Source organism: Streptomyces sp. B8-7 (genome assembly GCF_058833805.1).
The window spans coordinates 317,656-330,961 of the sequence record NZ_JBYRRL010000003.1; the positions used below are offsets into that span (position 1 = coordinate 317,656).

Here is a 13,306-nt window from a genome sequence, read left to right on the forward strand (position 1 = left end):
CGCCAGTTGCTGACCGAAGCTGGCCCAGTCCACGCGGATCTCCCTCACACGACCAGGAATCCCCTCGTGACCACACTCTCGATTCTCACCCATCGTGCCGGGAGGGCGCCGAGGAAGCGCGTCGGCCCGTCAGGCCATCGGTGAGGCCGTGGGCATCGTCATGGGCAGCCACCACCTCACCGAGGAACAGGCCTTCGACGTGCTGCGCCGCTGCTCGCAGGAGAACAACGTCGAGTTGCGCGAGGTCGCCCGCATGGTGCGCGAACGGGGCAGCCTGGCCTGAGGCGGCGCCCGGGTGGGGCGGCCCTCGGGACGCGGAGCGCCCCGGCGGGTGTGCGGGCTGCGGGGCGGCGGCCCTACCCGGCGTCGGCACCGCCGGCCACGGGTGTCGCGCGGGCTCCGCGGGGCCTTCCCGCCGACGTCTCCGGACGGGGTGCGCGGGGCGGTGGCGGGGTGCGGCCGGCACGGCGGTGGCGGGGTCCGGGCCTGCGGCCTTGTCGTGAAAACCCGGTGGAGCCGCTGTCGGTGGGTCCGCTTATGCTGCACCGGACGATCACGCGGGACCACGGGGAGGGCGCGTCATGTCCGGCAGGCTGTCCGGCAGGACCGGGAAGAGATCCGAGGGTGGTGCGGGCCGTCCGTACCAGCCGTCCGTTCCGCCCGAGGGCAGACACGCCGGGTTCCCGCCGCGGGCGCCCGGTGCCCCGCGGACGCCGGCGCCGGCGGGAGATCCGGGGGGCGTCACGGCGTGGCCCTGCCCCGTCGGCCCGGGCCACGGCCCTGGCGGCGCGTACACCGGGCGGCTGCGGACCTGCCCGGCCGAGCCCGAGAAGCCGTCCGCGCGGGCCCGCCGCCACGGCTGACGCCCGTACTCCGCACCCGGCCCGCGCCGCCCCAGCCGCCGCCGCACCCGGCCGCGCCGGCCCAGCCCCCGCCGCACCCGCCGCACCCGCCGCACCCGCCGCACCCGCCCCCTTTCACCACGGACTGCCCGATGACACTGCCTGATGCCTCCACGAACCCCGCCGGCGCCGAGCACACCTTCCAGGTGGACCTGCGCGGCCTCGTCGACCTGCTGTCCCACCACCTCTACTCCAGTCCCCGTGTCTATCTGCGGGAACTCATGCAGAACGCGGTGGACGCCCTCACCGCCCACCACGCCCTGCGTCCGGCCGGCTCCGGCAGCGCCCTCGGGATCCGCCTGTACGCCGACGGGTCGGTGGTCCGTGTGGAGGACGACGGCGTCGGTCTCACCGAGGGGGACGTGCACGCCTTCCTCGCCACCATCGGCCGCAGCAGCAAGCGCGCCACGGAGGTCCCGTCGGACGAGCCGGTCCGGGGCTGGGGAAGCATCACCGGGCAACGCGGCGACTTCATCGGCCGGTTCGGCATCGGCCTGCTCTCCTGCTTCCTGGTCGCCGACGAGATCCACGTCCTCAGCCGCTCCGCCCGTACCCCCGACGCGCCGGCGGTGGAGTGGCGGGGACGCGGCGACGGCAGCTACACCGTGCGCACCCTGCCCGCGTCCGCCCGCCCCCGGCCCGGCACCACGGTCACCCTGACACCGCGCGCCGACGCGGAGGAGTGGACCCGTCCGGCCCAGGTGCACGCGCTGGCCCGGCACTTCGGGTCCCTGCTGCGCCACCCGGTGACGTTCGACGGCGGCTCCGGCAGCGGCCCGGCCGCGTCCGTGAACCCCGAGCCGGCGCCGTGGAACCGTCCCCATCCCACACCGGGCGCACGTGCCCGCGCACTGGCCGCGTACGGTGCGGAGGTCTTCGGGTTCACGCCGCTGGACACCATCGAACTGGACCTGCCGGCCGTCGGCTTGAAGGGCATCGCGTGCGTGCTGCCGGAAGCGGTGCCGGCCGGGCGCCGCCACGGGCATCGGGTGCACGTCAAGGGCATGCTGCTGTCGGAGCAGGCGGAGGAGATCCTGCCGGACTGGGCGTTCTTCGTGCGCTGCGTGGTGGACGCGGAGAACCTGCGTCCGACGGCGTCCCGCGAGTCGCTGTACGAGGACGACACCCTCGCCGCGGTCCGCGAGGCCCTCGCCGAGCGGCTGCGTGCCTGGATCGCGCGGGCCGCCGCCAGCGACCCCGAGCTGCTCGCCCGCTTCCTCCAGGCACACCACCTGGCGGTGAAGTCGCTGGCGGTGCACGACGACGAGATCCTGCGGATGCTGCTGCCCTGGCTGCCGTTCGAGACCACCGACGGGCACACCACCCTGGACGAGTTCGCGCGCAGCCACCGCACCGTGCTGGTGACGTCGAGCGTGGAGGAGTTCCGGCAGGTCGCGGCGATCGCCTCGTCAGCGGGGCTGGGCGTCGTCAACGGCGGCTACACCTACGACCGGGAACTCGTGCACCGGCTGCCGGAGATCAGGCCCGAGGCGGTGGTCGCCGACCTCGACCCGGCGACCCTGACCGCGCATCTCGACCCCGTCGAGAGGGAGACGGAGCTGGCCGCCGCGGCCTACCTGGCCCGCGCCCGTGACGCCCTCGCCGTGTTCGACTGCGATGTCGCGTTGCGCACCTTCCAGCCCGCCTCCGCGCCCGCCCTCCTCGTCGACAGCCGGGAGGCGCGGCACGAGCGGACCCGCTCCCAGCTGGCCCGCGAGCAGGAGGGCGGCCTGTGGGGCGACATCCTGGGCGCGCTGCACCAAGAGGCGCCCCGCGCGCAGCTGATCCTCAACCAGCTCAACCCGCTGGTCCGCACCGCGGTCGCCATCGACGAGCCCGAACTGGCCCGCACCAGCGCCGAGGCGCTGTACGGGCAGGCCGTGCTGCTCTCCCGGCGGCCCCTCAGGCCCGCCGAGTCGAGCCTCATCAACCGCTCCTTCCTCGACCTCCTCGCCCACGCCCTCCGCAAGGACAGCTGACCATGCAGACCGCACCCCAGACCATCGACGAGCTGTACCAGGCGCTGCAGGAGAACTTCCGGCGTCCCTACGGCCGCGCCCGCACCGTCACCGCCGAGGAACTGGTCGAGGCCGCCGAGCGGTTCGACGAGCCGGTGCCGCTGATCCACTCCCTGCTGGAGCTGCACGCGGCGTACACCTACGGCGCCGAGCCGCGGAAGTCGCCCGTGGCCTTCGCCCGCCTGCTCACCCTGTTCGACGAGCGGCCCGAGGTCTTCGACGAGCGGCTGCGGCACTCGCTGTTCTGGCGGTTCAAGTGGGTGGCCAACGCCCTGCTCGCGGTGCCCGAGATGCCGTTGGCCGCCCTGCGCCAGTGGCTGACGGAGATGCGCGACCGGTACGAGAGGGCCGGCCTCGGCCTCCAGCCGTACTACGGGCTGGCCTACCAGCTCGCCCGGCACGTCGGTGAGGACACCGATCGCGCCTACGCGTCGTGGACGGAACTCCCCCGCACCCCGCTCAGCGACTGCGAGGCCTGCGAGATCTGCGAGCGCGCCCGCCACCGCCTCATGGCCGGGGACGACGAGCAGGCACTCGGCCTGTGGGAGCCCGTGCTGGCCGGCCAGGCGTCCTGTCAGGAGGAGCCGGCCCGCTCCATGTCCTACGCGCTGCTGCCGCTGGTGCGCACCGGTCACGGTGACCGGGCCCGCGAGCTTCACCTGGCGGGCTACCGGGCCTGCCGCCGCAACCCGTCGATGGCCGCCGAGGTCGGCCGGCACCTGGAGTTCTGCGCGCTGACCGGGAACGAGGCGCGCGGCCTGGAGCTGCTGGCGGAGAACCGCGGCCTGTTCGACGAGGTGGACTCGCCCCTGGAGCAGTGCGACTTCCTCACCGGTGTGGAGGTCCTGCTGCGGCGTGTGGAGTCCCTCGGCCACGGCGGCCTGCCCGCCGCGGGCTACGCCGGCCGCAACTGGACGGTGGCCGGGCTGCGCGGCGAGGTGCGGAAGCGTGCCGCCGGCCTCGCGACCCGCTTCGACGCCCGCAACGGCACCACCGCCCACACCGACCGCCGCGCGGCCCGCCTGGAGCGCGCCCCGCTGCTGGGCGCGCTGGACCTGACGCTGCGCGCCCGCACCCTGGACGAGATGGCCCCGGCGCCCGCGCCGGCCGCGCGGCCCGAGCCGGAGACCGGGGCCGAACTCCCCGAGGGGCTGACCGAACTGATCCTGCGGGCCCGGGCGCTGGACGAGCAGGGGCACCCGGACGCCGCGGCCTGCTGGGCGCGGCTGCGTGTGCTCGCCGCCGCCCGGGACTACGCCCACCCCGGGGACGAGGCCGTGGGTCCGCTGGTGCGGCTGCGCGCGGACCTGCTGGCGGCACAGGCGGCCGAGGCGGCCGACCGGAGTGAGCACGCGGACGCCGCCGCCCGCAACGAGGAGGCCGCCGCGCTGTACGACGAGGCCGCCGAGCCGGGTCACGCGGCGGTCTGCCGTGCCCAGGCGCTGCTGGCCCACGCCGAGGACGCGGCGCAGGCGCCCGCACGCGGCGACGGCGCGGCGCAGGCGGCCGGGCCGGCCGACGCCTACACCCGCGCCCACGCCGCGATCGTGCGCCTGCACGGGGAGACGTCCGGCCTGGCCCCGTATCTGGAGGCCCGGCTGCTGCGGCTGCGGGCCACCGCGCTGGGCCTGCGCCTGCAGGCGTCCGGTGACCCCGCGGACGCCGGGCCGGTACTGGCCGAGCTGGACCTGCTGCAGGAGTTCGCCGGACGGCACGCCCTCGCCGCGCAGCTGTCGGGCGCCCGGGGACTGCGGGCCGGCGCCCACGCCCTCTTTGGTGACCTGCCCGCCGCGCTCGCCGAGACCGGCGCGCATCTCGCCCGGCTGCGGGAGGAGGGCCCCGCCTGGCATCTGCCGCGCACACTGGGCCTGCGCGGCCGGATCCAGCTCGCCCTGGGCGACGCACCGGCCGCCTGCGAGACGCTGGCGGAGGGCCTGCGGCTCGCCGCCGACTGGCCGGCCGGCACGGTCGACACCGGCCGCCTGCACGCCGACCTGGCCGAGGCGTCCATGCATCTGGGCCGGCCCGAGGAGGCGCTGCGGCACCTGACGCGCTCCGCCGAGGCGGACCTGCGCGGGGGCAGCCGCACGGACGCGTTCTGCTCCTACAGCAACGCGGCCCAGCTCAGCCTGGAACTGGGGCGCGTCGAGGACTGCATCGCGCTGCTCGACTCGCTGCTGGCCGAGCCGGACGTGACCGCGGGCACGCTGGACGACCGGCTCGTCGCCCAGCTGCGGCTGACCCGCGCCCGCGCCCTGCACGCCGGGGAGGACCTCAAGGCTGCGACGGCGGAGTTCGCCGCGCTGGCGGCGGAGTCGGCGGGCTGGGACGACGACCCGGGCAGTCATGCCATGATCGCCGCGGAGACGGCGGTGCTGCTGGGCGAGGGCGGGGAGTTCGACCGTGCCCGGGAGGCCGTGGACCAGGCGCTCGCCGCACATGCCCGCGCTCCCCGGTTCGAGCACCTCAGCAACGGCCTGCGGGAACTGGCCCGGCTCCAGGCCGAGCAGCAGGGCCCCGCCGGGCTGTCCGGTGCCCTGGCCTACCTCGACGACGCAGGCCGGATCGCCGACGAGGCCCGTGCCGCCGGGTACCAGGCCCACGGCCGCTCCCTGGACAGCGCGCTGGCGTACGAGCACGGCCGGGTCAACGCCCATGCGGGCGCCTACGACGACGCCCTGGAGGCCCTTCGGAAGGCCCTGGCGCTGCTCGGCGAGCCGGGCGTGGGCGACGGCCGTGCCGCGGAGTGGGCCGAGTGCGTCCGCCTCGCGGCTGTCATGGAGGGCATCTACCTGGAGCGAACAGCACCCGCTCTGGCCCGCCTGGACGCGGCGGTCGCCCACCTGGAGGGCGCCGGCCACGCCGAGGAGACCGAGGCTCTCAAGGCCCTGGCGGCGCGCCTGCGCGACCTGAGCTGAGCGGGCGGGGCCCCGGCCGGTGGTGTCTGCGCCGGCCGGGTCCTCCTGAGCCGGAGGGCGCTGTCCGCCGGGGCCTCCGCGGGCCGGGGTCCCGCCCCGGCGGCGGACCTCCGCCGGCCGACGGTCCTCCGCGCGCCGGGATCCGCCCGTCGGAGGCATCCGCGGGTCGGTACGGCCGGTCCGGGCTGCCGCCCGCCGGGATCCGTGCGTCCGGAGCTCCGCCGGCCGAGATCCCTGCCGGTCGGGGGTTCGGGCCCCGGCCGAACGCCCCGGTGACGGGCGGAGAGCGGTCAGGAGCCGGCCGCGGCCTGCCGGTGGCGGTGTTCGGCGGCGGCCCTGATGTGCTCGTTGCGGATACGGATGAGCCGGGGCATGTACCGCCCGAGGACCACCGCTTCGGCGACGGCGCCCAGCGGGCCGAGCGGCGCGGCGAACTCGATCACGTCGCGCATCAGGGTGCCGCCGTGCCCGTCGGGTGAGAAGTGGTGGGCGTGGTGCCAGCGCCCGAACGGTCCGGCGACCTGTTCGTCGACGAAGTGGCCCGGCCGGTCGAAGGCGCTGATGCGGGAGGTCATGCGCCAGGGGACACCGAAGTGGCGGGCCCGCCAGGTGACCGTGTCCCCGAGCCCCATGCGGCCGGACGCGACACCGCCGACGATCCGCTCACCGGATCCGGCCATCGACGCGGTGTGGACGTCCACGTCCAGGGACAGGTCGAAGACCAGCTCCACGGGCGCGGCGATGTGCGTCACCGTCTCGAAGCGCTTCACCCGCCGACTCTATGCCCGCGGCACGCGCCCACCGGGAGCGGGGGGGACCGAACCGGCCCGTCCCGGGACCCCAACGACCGGGTGCGCGGCCCGATCTCACCCACCCTGTGCGCCGGGTTCAACCGCTCGACCCTGCTGGTGAACCCCGACCCCAGCCGGACACCTCGGCGTCCGGCCGTCCACGGCCGTCGGGGCGGCGGTCATGACGCCGCGCGCGTCCCTGACCGCCTCGGCCCCTGTCCGGCTCGGACTCGTCCTCGGCACGGCTCTCCCTGCGGGCACGGGCACCGGGTACCCAGGGTCCGGCCGCTCATCCAGGGGACCCGCCCCCCGGGGAGGGCGCGGCCGCACCGGGAGAGGTCCGGGACGGGCGCGGTCCTGGAGCGGACCGGGAACCGGGGGAGGCCGCCGCGCTGTCTACACCAGCATGATCGGCCGTACCCGGCCGTACCGCTGCCACAGGGGGGTTTACCGATGAAGCGCATACCCATGGGGGTCCGGATCGTCGGCGTGCTGGCCGTCGGGGTGTTGCTCGCCGGCTGCTCGCAGGAGTACCAGGACAAGCGGGGCAAGGGCGACGCCCCGGTGAAGGGAGGCCACGGCGAGGACAGCGCGGCCGAGGTGTTCAACATGCCCGACGGGTTCGGCAATCTCGCCACCAAGTGCGTGGGGCACGGCTTCCGCGCATACGTCACGACCAACGCGACCGGCCCTTCGAACGTGCAGATCGTGGAGGACGAGGCGTGCGCGAGCTGAGCGGGCGGACACGGACGCGGGCGGTCCGGCGCGCTGAGCGCACCCCGGCGCGCCCGCGGATGCGGCGGACCACCCGGACGGGGTTCGCGGCGGGCGCCCTGGTGTGCGCCGTGCTCCTCACCGGCTGCTCCCAGGAGTACTACGACGAGCGCGGCAAGGCCGACTCCCCGGTGAAGTCCCGGGCGGGCGAGGACAGCGCGGCCGAGGTGTACAACTTCCCCGACGGGTTCGGGAACCTGGCCACCAAGTGCGTGGCCGACGGCAAACGGGCCTACGCCACGACCCGGTTCTTCGGCACCACGCACGGCGACGAGACCGTCACCGTCCCGGCGAACGCCGTGATCGTCGACGACCCGGGGTGCACGGCACCCTAGGGCGTGTTTCGAGAGTCCCGCCTGCCTGGCGGCGTCTGGCACGCACGCTCGCCGCGTTGTCGGGCTCGCCCCGATACATCCAGTATCGGGGCGACCCTCCGCCTTGCGATCGCACGCACCAGACGCCGCCAGACCTGCCCTTCGGGCAGACGACGCTACTTTCGAAACACGCCCTAGAGGCGACCGGATGGACGCGGTCCGCGCCCCCGGCGCGCGGCAACGCCCCCGGCCCGCGGGCCGGGGGCGGCTCCGGCGGCCGTCTCAGTCGTGCGTCAGGGTGGCGAACACACCGCGTGCGGCGGTCCCGTCGGGCCACGTCCATCCGGCGACCAGGCTCACCGGCGCCTGGGCGGCGGGCTCCCCCGGGCGCAGCACGCGGTGCAGTCGGGCGCCCGCGGCGGCTCCCCCGACCGCGGGGGCGGTCCCGTGCACGGTGACGGTCGGGTCCGTGGTGTCGGTGCGGCTCTGGTGCTGGGGTGCGGCCTCACCCCGCAGGAGCGCGTTCAGCCGGGCCGTCACCACCGGGTCGTGGGCACCGTCGTAGATCCAGCGGGTGCCCAGCACGCCGTGCTCGGAGGTACCGATCAGCGCCTCCCCGGGGACGCCCTCCAGGGGCGCGCCGCGGTAACCCATCGGCACCAGGTAGGCGGCCGGCCGCGGCCCGCCGGCGTCCACCACGACCATGATCTCGACACCGACCTCACCCTCCGGGTCGTCCAGACGGAAGCCGCCCGCGTTGACGAGGTCCGCCGTCGGCCCGCTCTGCGCGTACCAGCTCTGCTTCGGCAGCCACTCGGCGAGCAGTTCCAGCTTCCCGGGCGTCATGGTGGTGCGGTGGATGACGGCCATGTGTGTTCCCCCTCGTACGCAGGTGCGCGACGCGATCAACCTACCCGACCGGTGTGCCTCCCGGCCGGAGCGGGGCGGGACGGGCGGCCGGCCCGGGAGCGTCAGAGGCGGACGGCCCGCTCGGCCTCAAGGCCCTGGACGAAGTCGGCGACGATGCGGGTGTACTCCTGCGGGCGGTCGAGGTTCGGGAAGTGTGCCGCGCCGTCGATCCGGGCGGTGCGGCCCTGCGGTGCGGCGCGGGCGATGCTGTCGGCCCTCTGCTGCAGCTCGGGGATGTCCTGGGCGCCGTTGAGGGCGAGGACGGGGACCGCGAGCCGGCCGGCCCGGGCCTCGAGGTCACGGACCGGGACATGATGGTCGGGCTCGCCGAGGGTGTGCTTGCCGACGGTCCGCCGGCGCATCTCGCGCAGCCGGGCGTAGACCTCCGGCCGGACGGCTTGCCTGGGGCGCAGGGGGCCGTGCACCCAGTCGTCGCTGAGGTCCTGCCAGGTGTCGATGTCCCCGGTCAGCAGCGCCTGCGTCTGCGCGGCCTGCGCCCGCCTGGCCCAGGGCTCGGTGAACTCCCGCTCGTCCGCGCCGCCGCCGGAGATGACCAGGGCGCGGACCAGGCCCGGGTGCTCCAGCGCGGTGCCGACGGCGATCCCCGCACCCATGGAGACGCCGACGAGGACGGCCGGGCCCGCGTCCAGGTGGCGGAGGAGCGCCGCGAGGTCGTCGGCCTGGCGGAAGGGCCGGTGTGCGTTGGCGGAGTGTCCGTGGCCGCGCGCGTCGGGGGCGACGACCCGGAACCTCTCGGCGAGCGCCGGTATCTGCTCGTCCCACATGGTGTGGTCGACGAACCCGGCGTGGAGGAGGACGACCGGGGTGCCGGTGCCGCCGGTGTCGCGGTAGGCCAGCTCGCCGTCCGCAGAGGCGAACCAGTGAAGGCCGGAAGCATCATTCATGACAACCAGGTTGTCACATCAGTCCTCACATGACAACTAGATTGTCATTTATCATCGAGAGGTGAACGATGCGACGCGCCCGCTGCCGCCCGACGAGGCCGGACCGCGGCTGATGGAGGTCTTCGCGCTGGTCGGCCCGCTCTACCGGCGGGTCCAACGGAAGATCGAGTACGACACCGCCGGTCAGGGCCTGTCCGTCGGTGTGCGCGCGGTGCTCGACCTGCTCCGCGAGCACGGCCCGATGACGGTCCCCCAGATGGGCCGGGCCCAGTCCATCAGCCGTCAGTTCGTCCAGCGCATGGTCAACGACGCGATCGACGGCGGACTGGTGGAGGCGGTGCCCAATCCCGCCCACGCGCGCTCCTCCCTCATCCGCCTGACCGGCACCGGCCGCGCGGCCATCACATCGGTCGTCGCCCGGGAGCACGCCCTGCTGCTGGAGGCGGCGGACGACCTCACGGTGGCCGACGTCGACGCCTGCGTCCGCGTCCTGAGCCGGATGCTCGCCCTCTTCGACGACGTGGACCCCGACCGCCGCGCACCGGAACCCGGCGCCCGCTGAGCCCCGTTCGCCGGGGATCCGGCGGAGCTGCACCCCCTGCCGGCCAGGGCTTCGTGCCCCGCCGGCCGGACGACCCGCGTGCGTGCCCGGCGCCGCGAGACCGGGCGGCCGGGTGCGGGGGGGGGCAGCGGACCGCCCGGCGTCGTCCCGGTGGCGTCTCAGCCGGTGTCCTGACGGGCCGGCAGCCGGGTACGGCCGCCGGTCAGGGTGACGTCGAGGGCGGTGGAGGTGACATCGACGCCGGTGGCCCGGAGCCCCAGGGGGTAGGCGGGGCCCGAGCGGCCGGCCAGCTCGCTGCGGATCCGGTCGACGACCCGGGCGGGCGCGGGGCTGCCGAGGAACTCGGCCTGCTCCAGCCGCCATGTCAGGCGCCCGTCCTGGACGGTGGGCCGGAGCGTGGCGTGGCCGAGTCCCCGCGCTCCCAGGGTGAGAGTGACGGTGTCGGCGGCGGCGTCCAGGGTGACGCCGGAGACCGGGAGCGAGCCGCCTTCGCCCGCGGCCAGGCCCGCCAGGGAGCGGGCGGGCACGGCCACCTCGACCTCGGTTCGGGCCACGGTGGCGGAGGTGCCGCCGGTCAGCCTGATGTCGTCGAGGCGGGCCCGGACCGCCACGTCGGGGAGCCGGCCGAGGGTCGCGCCGTCGCTGGTGACCGTGACGGCGTCGAGGTGCCGGTCGTAGAGGTCGAGCAGCGCGGGACCCCCCTCGACCCGGACATCGCTGTCCCCGTCCAGCATCCGGCCCACCGCGGCGCTGAGACGGCTGCGCAGCAGGCCCTGGGCCGCGAACTCGGCGACCGCCGCCGCGAGCAGCAGCAGGACGAGCAGCACGACGGTGGTGGAGGCGGCGCGGTGGCGCCGCGGCAGCAGGCGGATCATGCGCGGTCCCGGGAGGGCGCCGGCCCGGCCGCCGGCACCCGGGGAGCGGCGACGGCCCGCACCGCCGCCCCGGCCCCCTGTGCGCCCTCGGGGTCGAGGTGCGGCAGGAGCCGGTCCAGCCACCGCGGCAGCCACCAGTTGGCGCGGCCCAGGAGGTACATCGTGGCGGGCACCAGCACCAGCCGGACCACGGTGGCGTCGATGACGACACTGATGCCCAGCCCCAGCGCCAGCATCTTCACGACCACGTCGGTGGAGAGCAGGAACGCGAGGAACACGCTGGTCATGATGAGCGCGGCGCAGGTGATGACGCGCGCGGTGCCGGCCAGTCCGGTGGCGACGCTGGCGTGGTCGTCGCCGGTGTGCAGCCAGGACTCGCGGACGCGGGAGAGGAGGAAGACCTCGTAGTCCATGGAGAGGCCGAACACGATCGCGAACATCATCATCGGTACGTACGACTCGACGGGCACGGGTTCGGACACGCCCAGCAGCGACCCGCCCCAACCCCACTGGAACACGGCGACCACGACGCCGTAGGACGCGGCGATGGACAGCAGGTTCAGCAGGGCGGCCTTCAGGGCGACGAGCGGACTGCGGAAGACGGTGAGCAGCAGCAGGAAGGCCGCGCCGACGACCACCGCGACGATGACGGGCAGCCGGTCCGCGATCACGTCGCGGAAGGTGAGCTGGGTGGCGGTGACGCCGGTCACATGGCCTTCCGCTCCGGAGCCGGCGAGGGCGTCGGGCAGCGTCTCGTCCGTCAGCCGGTGCAGCAGCGCGGCGGTCGCCTCGTCCTGGGGTCCGGTCTCGGGCGTGACGGTTGCCGTCAGCAGGGCCCCGTCCTCGGTGGCGACCGGCACGGATGCCGCGGCGACGCCGGGGGTCGCGGTCAGGGCGGCGTGCAGGGACGCCGAGAGGTCCTGGATCTCGGCGGGGGCGGCGGTGTGTGCCCCATCCAGCTCCGTGACGACGGTGAACTGACCGTTCGTGCCGGGCCCGAAGTTCTCGGAGAGCAGATCGTAGGCGCGCCGGTCGGTGTGGTCGGCCGGTCCGGCACCGGCGTCGACGTGGCCCAGGCGCATCGAGGCGGCGGGCAGCGCGAGCACGCCCAGGACCAGGACGCCGACCGCGAGGAACGTCCACGGGCGCCGGCCGACGGACGCGGCCCAGCGGTGCCAGGTGTCGGTGGCCCCGGTGGCGCCGTCCGGTTCGTCGGACGGCGGCCTGACCCGCCAGCGGTCGATCCGGCGGCCCGCGACCCCGAGCAGCGCCGGGGCGACGGTGAGCGCGGCGACGGCGGCCACGACGACGGTCACTCCCGCGGCGAGGCCGAGGGTTCCGATGAAGGCGACGCCCGAGGCGTAGAGGCCGGCCAGGGCGAGGGCCACGGTCGCGGCCGCGACGAGCACCGCCCGGCCGCTGGTGGACACGGCCCGTCCGGCGGCCTCGGCCGGGTCGTCGAGGTCGCGCAGCAGCCGTCGGTGCCGGGTGATCAGGAAGAGGGCGTAGTCGATGCCCACGCCCAGACCCATCATGGTGGCCAGCGTGGGCGCGGCCGTGCCGAAGGCGACCGCGCCGGACAGCAGACCGAGCAGGGCGAGGCCGGTGACGAGGGCGATCACCGCCGTCAGCAGGGGGAGCCCGGCGGCCACCAGACTGCCGAATCCGGCCAGCAGGACGACGACGGCGGTGCCGATGCCGATCCCCTCCGACAGCAGGTGCCCGGCCTTCGGGCGCGCCGCCTGCCCGAGCGGACCCCCGTACTCCACCTGGACGCCGTCGGCACGCAGACCGGCCACGGCTCCGTCGACCCGGTCGAGGGAGGCGCTGTCGAACCGGGCCGGGTTCTCCTCGAAACGGACGGTGACGATGCCGGTGGTGCCGTCGGCGGAGACCGCGCCGGGCGTGGTCAGCGGGTCGGCCACCGAGACGACCCCGGACAGGGCGGTGAGGGCGGCGACGGACGCGTCGACCGCGTCCCGGTGTGCGTCGAGCGTCCCGTCGCTGCCGGAGTTCAGCACGATCTGGGCGGGGGTGCCGCGGACCTGCCGTGAGCCGTGCTCGTCCAGCAGGTCGATGCCCTGCTGCACCGAGGTGCCGGGCAGCGCGAAGTCGTCCTCGTAGCTCCCGCCCCAGGCGCGGTCGGCGGCGACGGCCGCCAGCAGGACCAGCAGCCAGGCACCCAGCACCCGCCAGGGGTGACGGGCGCAGTGGCGGCCGAGCCGGTGCAGCCGGCCGACGGACGGGGACGGGGCCGCCGCAGGGGACGGGGACGCGGACGGCGTCCCGCTGGTCTGGGAGGAATCGGGCATGGGGTCGTTTCCTGGTCGGTCGGGTG

11 protein-coding genes are annotated in these 13,306 nt (G+C 75.4%); 6 read left to right on the forward strand and 5 right to left on the reverse strand.

What is annotated here, in order from left to right; all coding sequences use genetic code 11:
* The first annotated feature begins 94 nt into the window (after positions 1 to 94).
* The 3 genes from AC5K6T_RS16760 to AC5K6T_RS16770 all read left to right on the forward strand — a co-directional run bounded on the left by AC5K6T_RS16760 (position 95) and on the right by AC5K6T_RS16770 (position 5,838).
* On the forward strand, positions 95 to 283 hold the full coding sequence (locus AC5K6T_RS16760; RefSeq protein ID WP_493209847.1) for an ANTAR domain-containing protein: 189 nt from the start codon (positions 95 to 97) through the stop codon (positions 281 to 283).
* 711 nt (positions 284 to 994) lie between these two features.
* Entirely contained in the window at positions 995 to 2,881 is a 1,887-nt protein-coding gene (locus AC5K6T_RS16765; protein WP_493209849.1) for an HSP90 family protein, read from the forward strand.
* A gap of 2 nt (positions 2,882 to 2,883) precedes the next feature.
* Positions 2,884 to 5,838 carry a hypothetical protein gene (locus AC5K6T_RS16770; protein WP_493209850.1) on the forward strand — a complete coding sequence of 985 codons (2,955 nt, stop codon included), beginning with the start codon at positions 2,884 to 2,886 and terminating at the stop codon, positions 5,836 to 5,838.
* Positions 5,839 to 6,128: 290 nt separating this feature from the next.
* Here the strand turns inward: AC5K6T_RS16770 and AC5K6T_RS16775 are convergent, their stop codons facing one another.
* Positions 6,129 to 6,608 (reverse strand): SRPBCC family protein, encoded by a 480-nt coding sequence (locus AC5K6T_RS16775; protein WP_493209851.1) that lies wholly within the window; start codon positions 6,606 to 6,608, stop codon positions 6,129 to 6,131.
* 474 nt (positions 6,609 to 7,082) lie between these two features.
* Between AC5K6T_RS16775 and AC5K6T_RS16780 the strand changes: the two genes are divergently transcribed.
* Together AC5K6T_RS16780 and AC5K6T_RS16785 are read left to right on the forward strand one after the other, a co-directional pair.
* Positions 7,083 to 7,364: a hypothetical protein gene (locus tag AC5K6T_RS16780; protein ID WP_493209852.1), complete on the forward strand. Its 282-nt coding sequence runs from the start codon at positions 7,083 to 7,085 to the stop codon at positions 7,362 to 7,364.
* A complete protein-coding gene (locus AC5K6T_RS16785) occupies positions 7,352 to 7,738 on the forward strand; it encodes a hypothetical protein (protein WP_493209853.1) in 387 nt (128 codons plus the stop codon). The genes AC5K6T_RS16780 and AC5K6T_RS16785 overlap by 13 nt, the downstream gene beginning before the upstream one ends.
* Before the next feature lie 261 nt (positions 7,739 to 7,999).
* Here AC5K6T_RS16785 and AC5K6T_RS16790 read toward each other — a convergent pair whose 3' ends face one another.
* Both AC5K6T_RS16790 and AC5K6T_RS16795 read right to left on the reverse strand, forming a co-directional pair.
* A complete protein-coding gene (locus AC5K6T_RS16790; RefSeq protein WP_493209854.1) occupies positions 8,000 to 8,587 on the reverse strand; it encodes a maltokinase N-terminal cap-like domain-containing protein in 588 nt (195 codons plus the stop codon).
* Positions 8,588 to 8,688: 101 nt separating this feature from the next.
* Entirely contained in the window at positions 8,689 to 9,531 is an 843-nt protein-coding gene (locus AC5K6T_RS16795; protein ID WP_493209855.1) for an alpha/beta fold hydrolase, read from the reverse strand.
* 112 nt (positions 9,532 to 9,643) lie between these two features.
* On the opposite strand from AC5K6T_RS16795, the gene AC5K6T_RS16800 reads away from it, so the two are divergent.
* The gene (locus AC5K6T_RS16800) at positions 9,644 to 10,093 is read left to right on the forward strand and encodes a MarR family winged helix-turn-helix transcriptional regulator (protein ID WP_493210810.1); all 450 of its coding nucleotides are present in this window, start codon (positions 9,644 to 9,646) and stop codon (positions 10,091 to 10,093) included.
* Between the two features lie 158 nt (positions 10,094 to 10,251).
* Here AC5K6T_RS16800 and AC5K6T_RS16805 read toward each other — a convergent pair whose 3' ends face one another.
* Positions 10,252 to 10,968: an LmeA family phospholipid-binding protein gene (locus AC5K6T_RS16805; RefSeq protein WP_493209857.1), complete on the reverse strand. Its 717-nt coding sequence runs from the start codon at positions 10,966 to 10,968 to the stop codon at positions 10,252 to 10,254.
* Positions 10,965 to 13,280 carry an MMPL family transporter gene (locus AC5K6T_RS16810; RefSeq protein WP_493209858.1) on the reverse strand — a complete coding sequence of 772 codons (2,316 nt, stop codon included), beginning with the start codon at positions 13,278 to 13,280 and terminating at the stop codon, positions 10,965 to 10,967. Before AC5K6T_RS16810 ends, AC5K6T_RS16805 begins: the two co-directional genes overlap by 4 nt.
* Positions 13,281 to 13,306 lie beyond the last annotated feature (26 nt).

Bases quoted from the DNA above. Each gene is read 5' to 3' on its own strand.
- AC5K6T_RS16765 (WP_493209849.1), top strand. From the start codon at position 995: ATGACACTGCCTGATGCCTCCACGAACCCCGCCGGCGCCGAGCACACC.
- AC5K6T_RS16770 (WP_493209850.1), top strand. From the start codon at position 2,884: ATGCAGACCGCACCCCAGACCATCGACGAGCTGTACCAGGCGCTGCAG.
- AC5K6T_RS16795 (WP_493209855.1), bottom strand. From the start codon at position 9,531: ATGAATGATGCTTCCGGCCTTCACTGGTTCGCCTCTGCGGACGGCGAG.
- AC5K6T_RS16810 (WP_493209858.1), bottom strand. From the start codon at position 13,280: ATGCCCGATTCCTCCCAGACCAGCGGGACGCCGTCCGCGTCCCCGTCC.
- AC5K6T_RS16780 (WP_493209852.1), top strand. From the start codon at position 7,083: ATGAAGCGCATACCCATGGGGGTCCGGATCGTCGGCGTGCTGGCCGTC.
- AC5K6T_RS16805 (WP_493209857.1), bottom strand. From the start codon at position 10,968: ATGATCCGCCTGCTGCCGCGGCGCCACCGCGCCGCCTCCACCACCGTC.
- AC5K6T_RS16790 (WP_493209854.1), bottom strand. From the start codon at position 8,587: ATGGCCGTCATCCACCGCACCACCATGACGCCCGGGAAGCTGGAACTG.
- AC5K6T_RS16800 (WP_493210810.1), top strand. From the start codon at position 9,644: ATGGAGGTCTTCGCGCTGGTCGGCCCGCTCTACCGGCGGGTCCAACGG.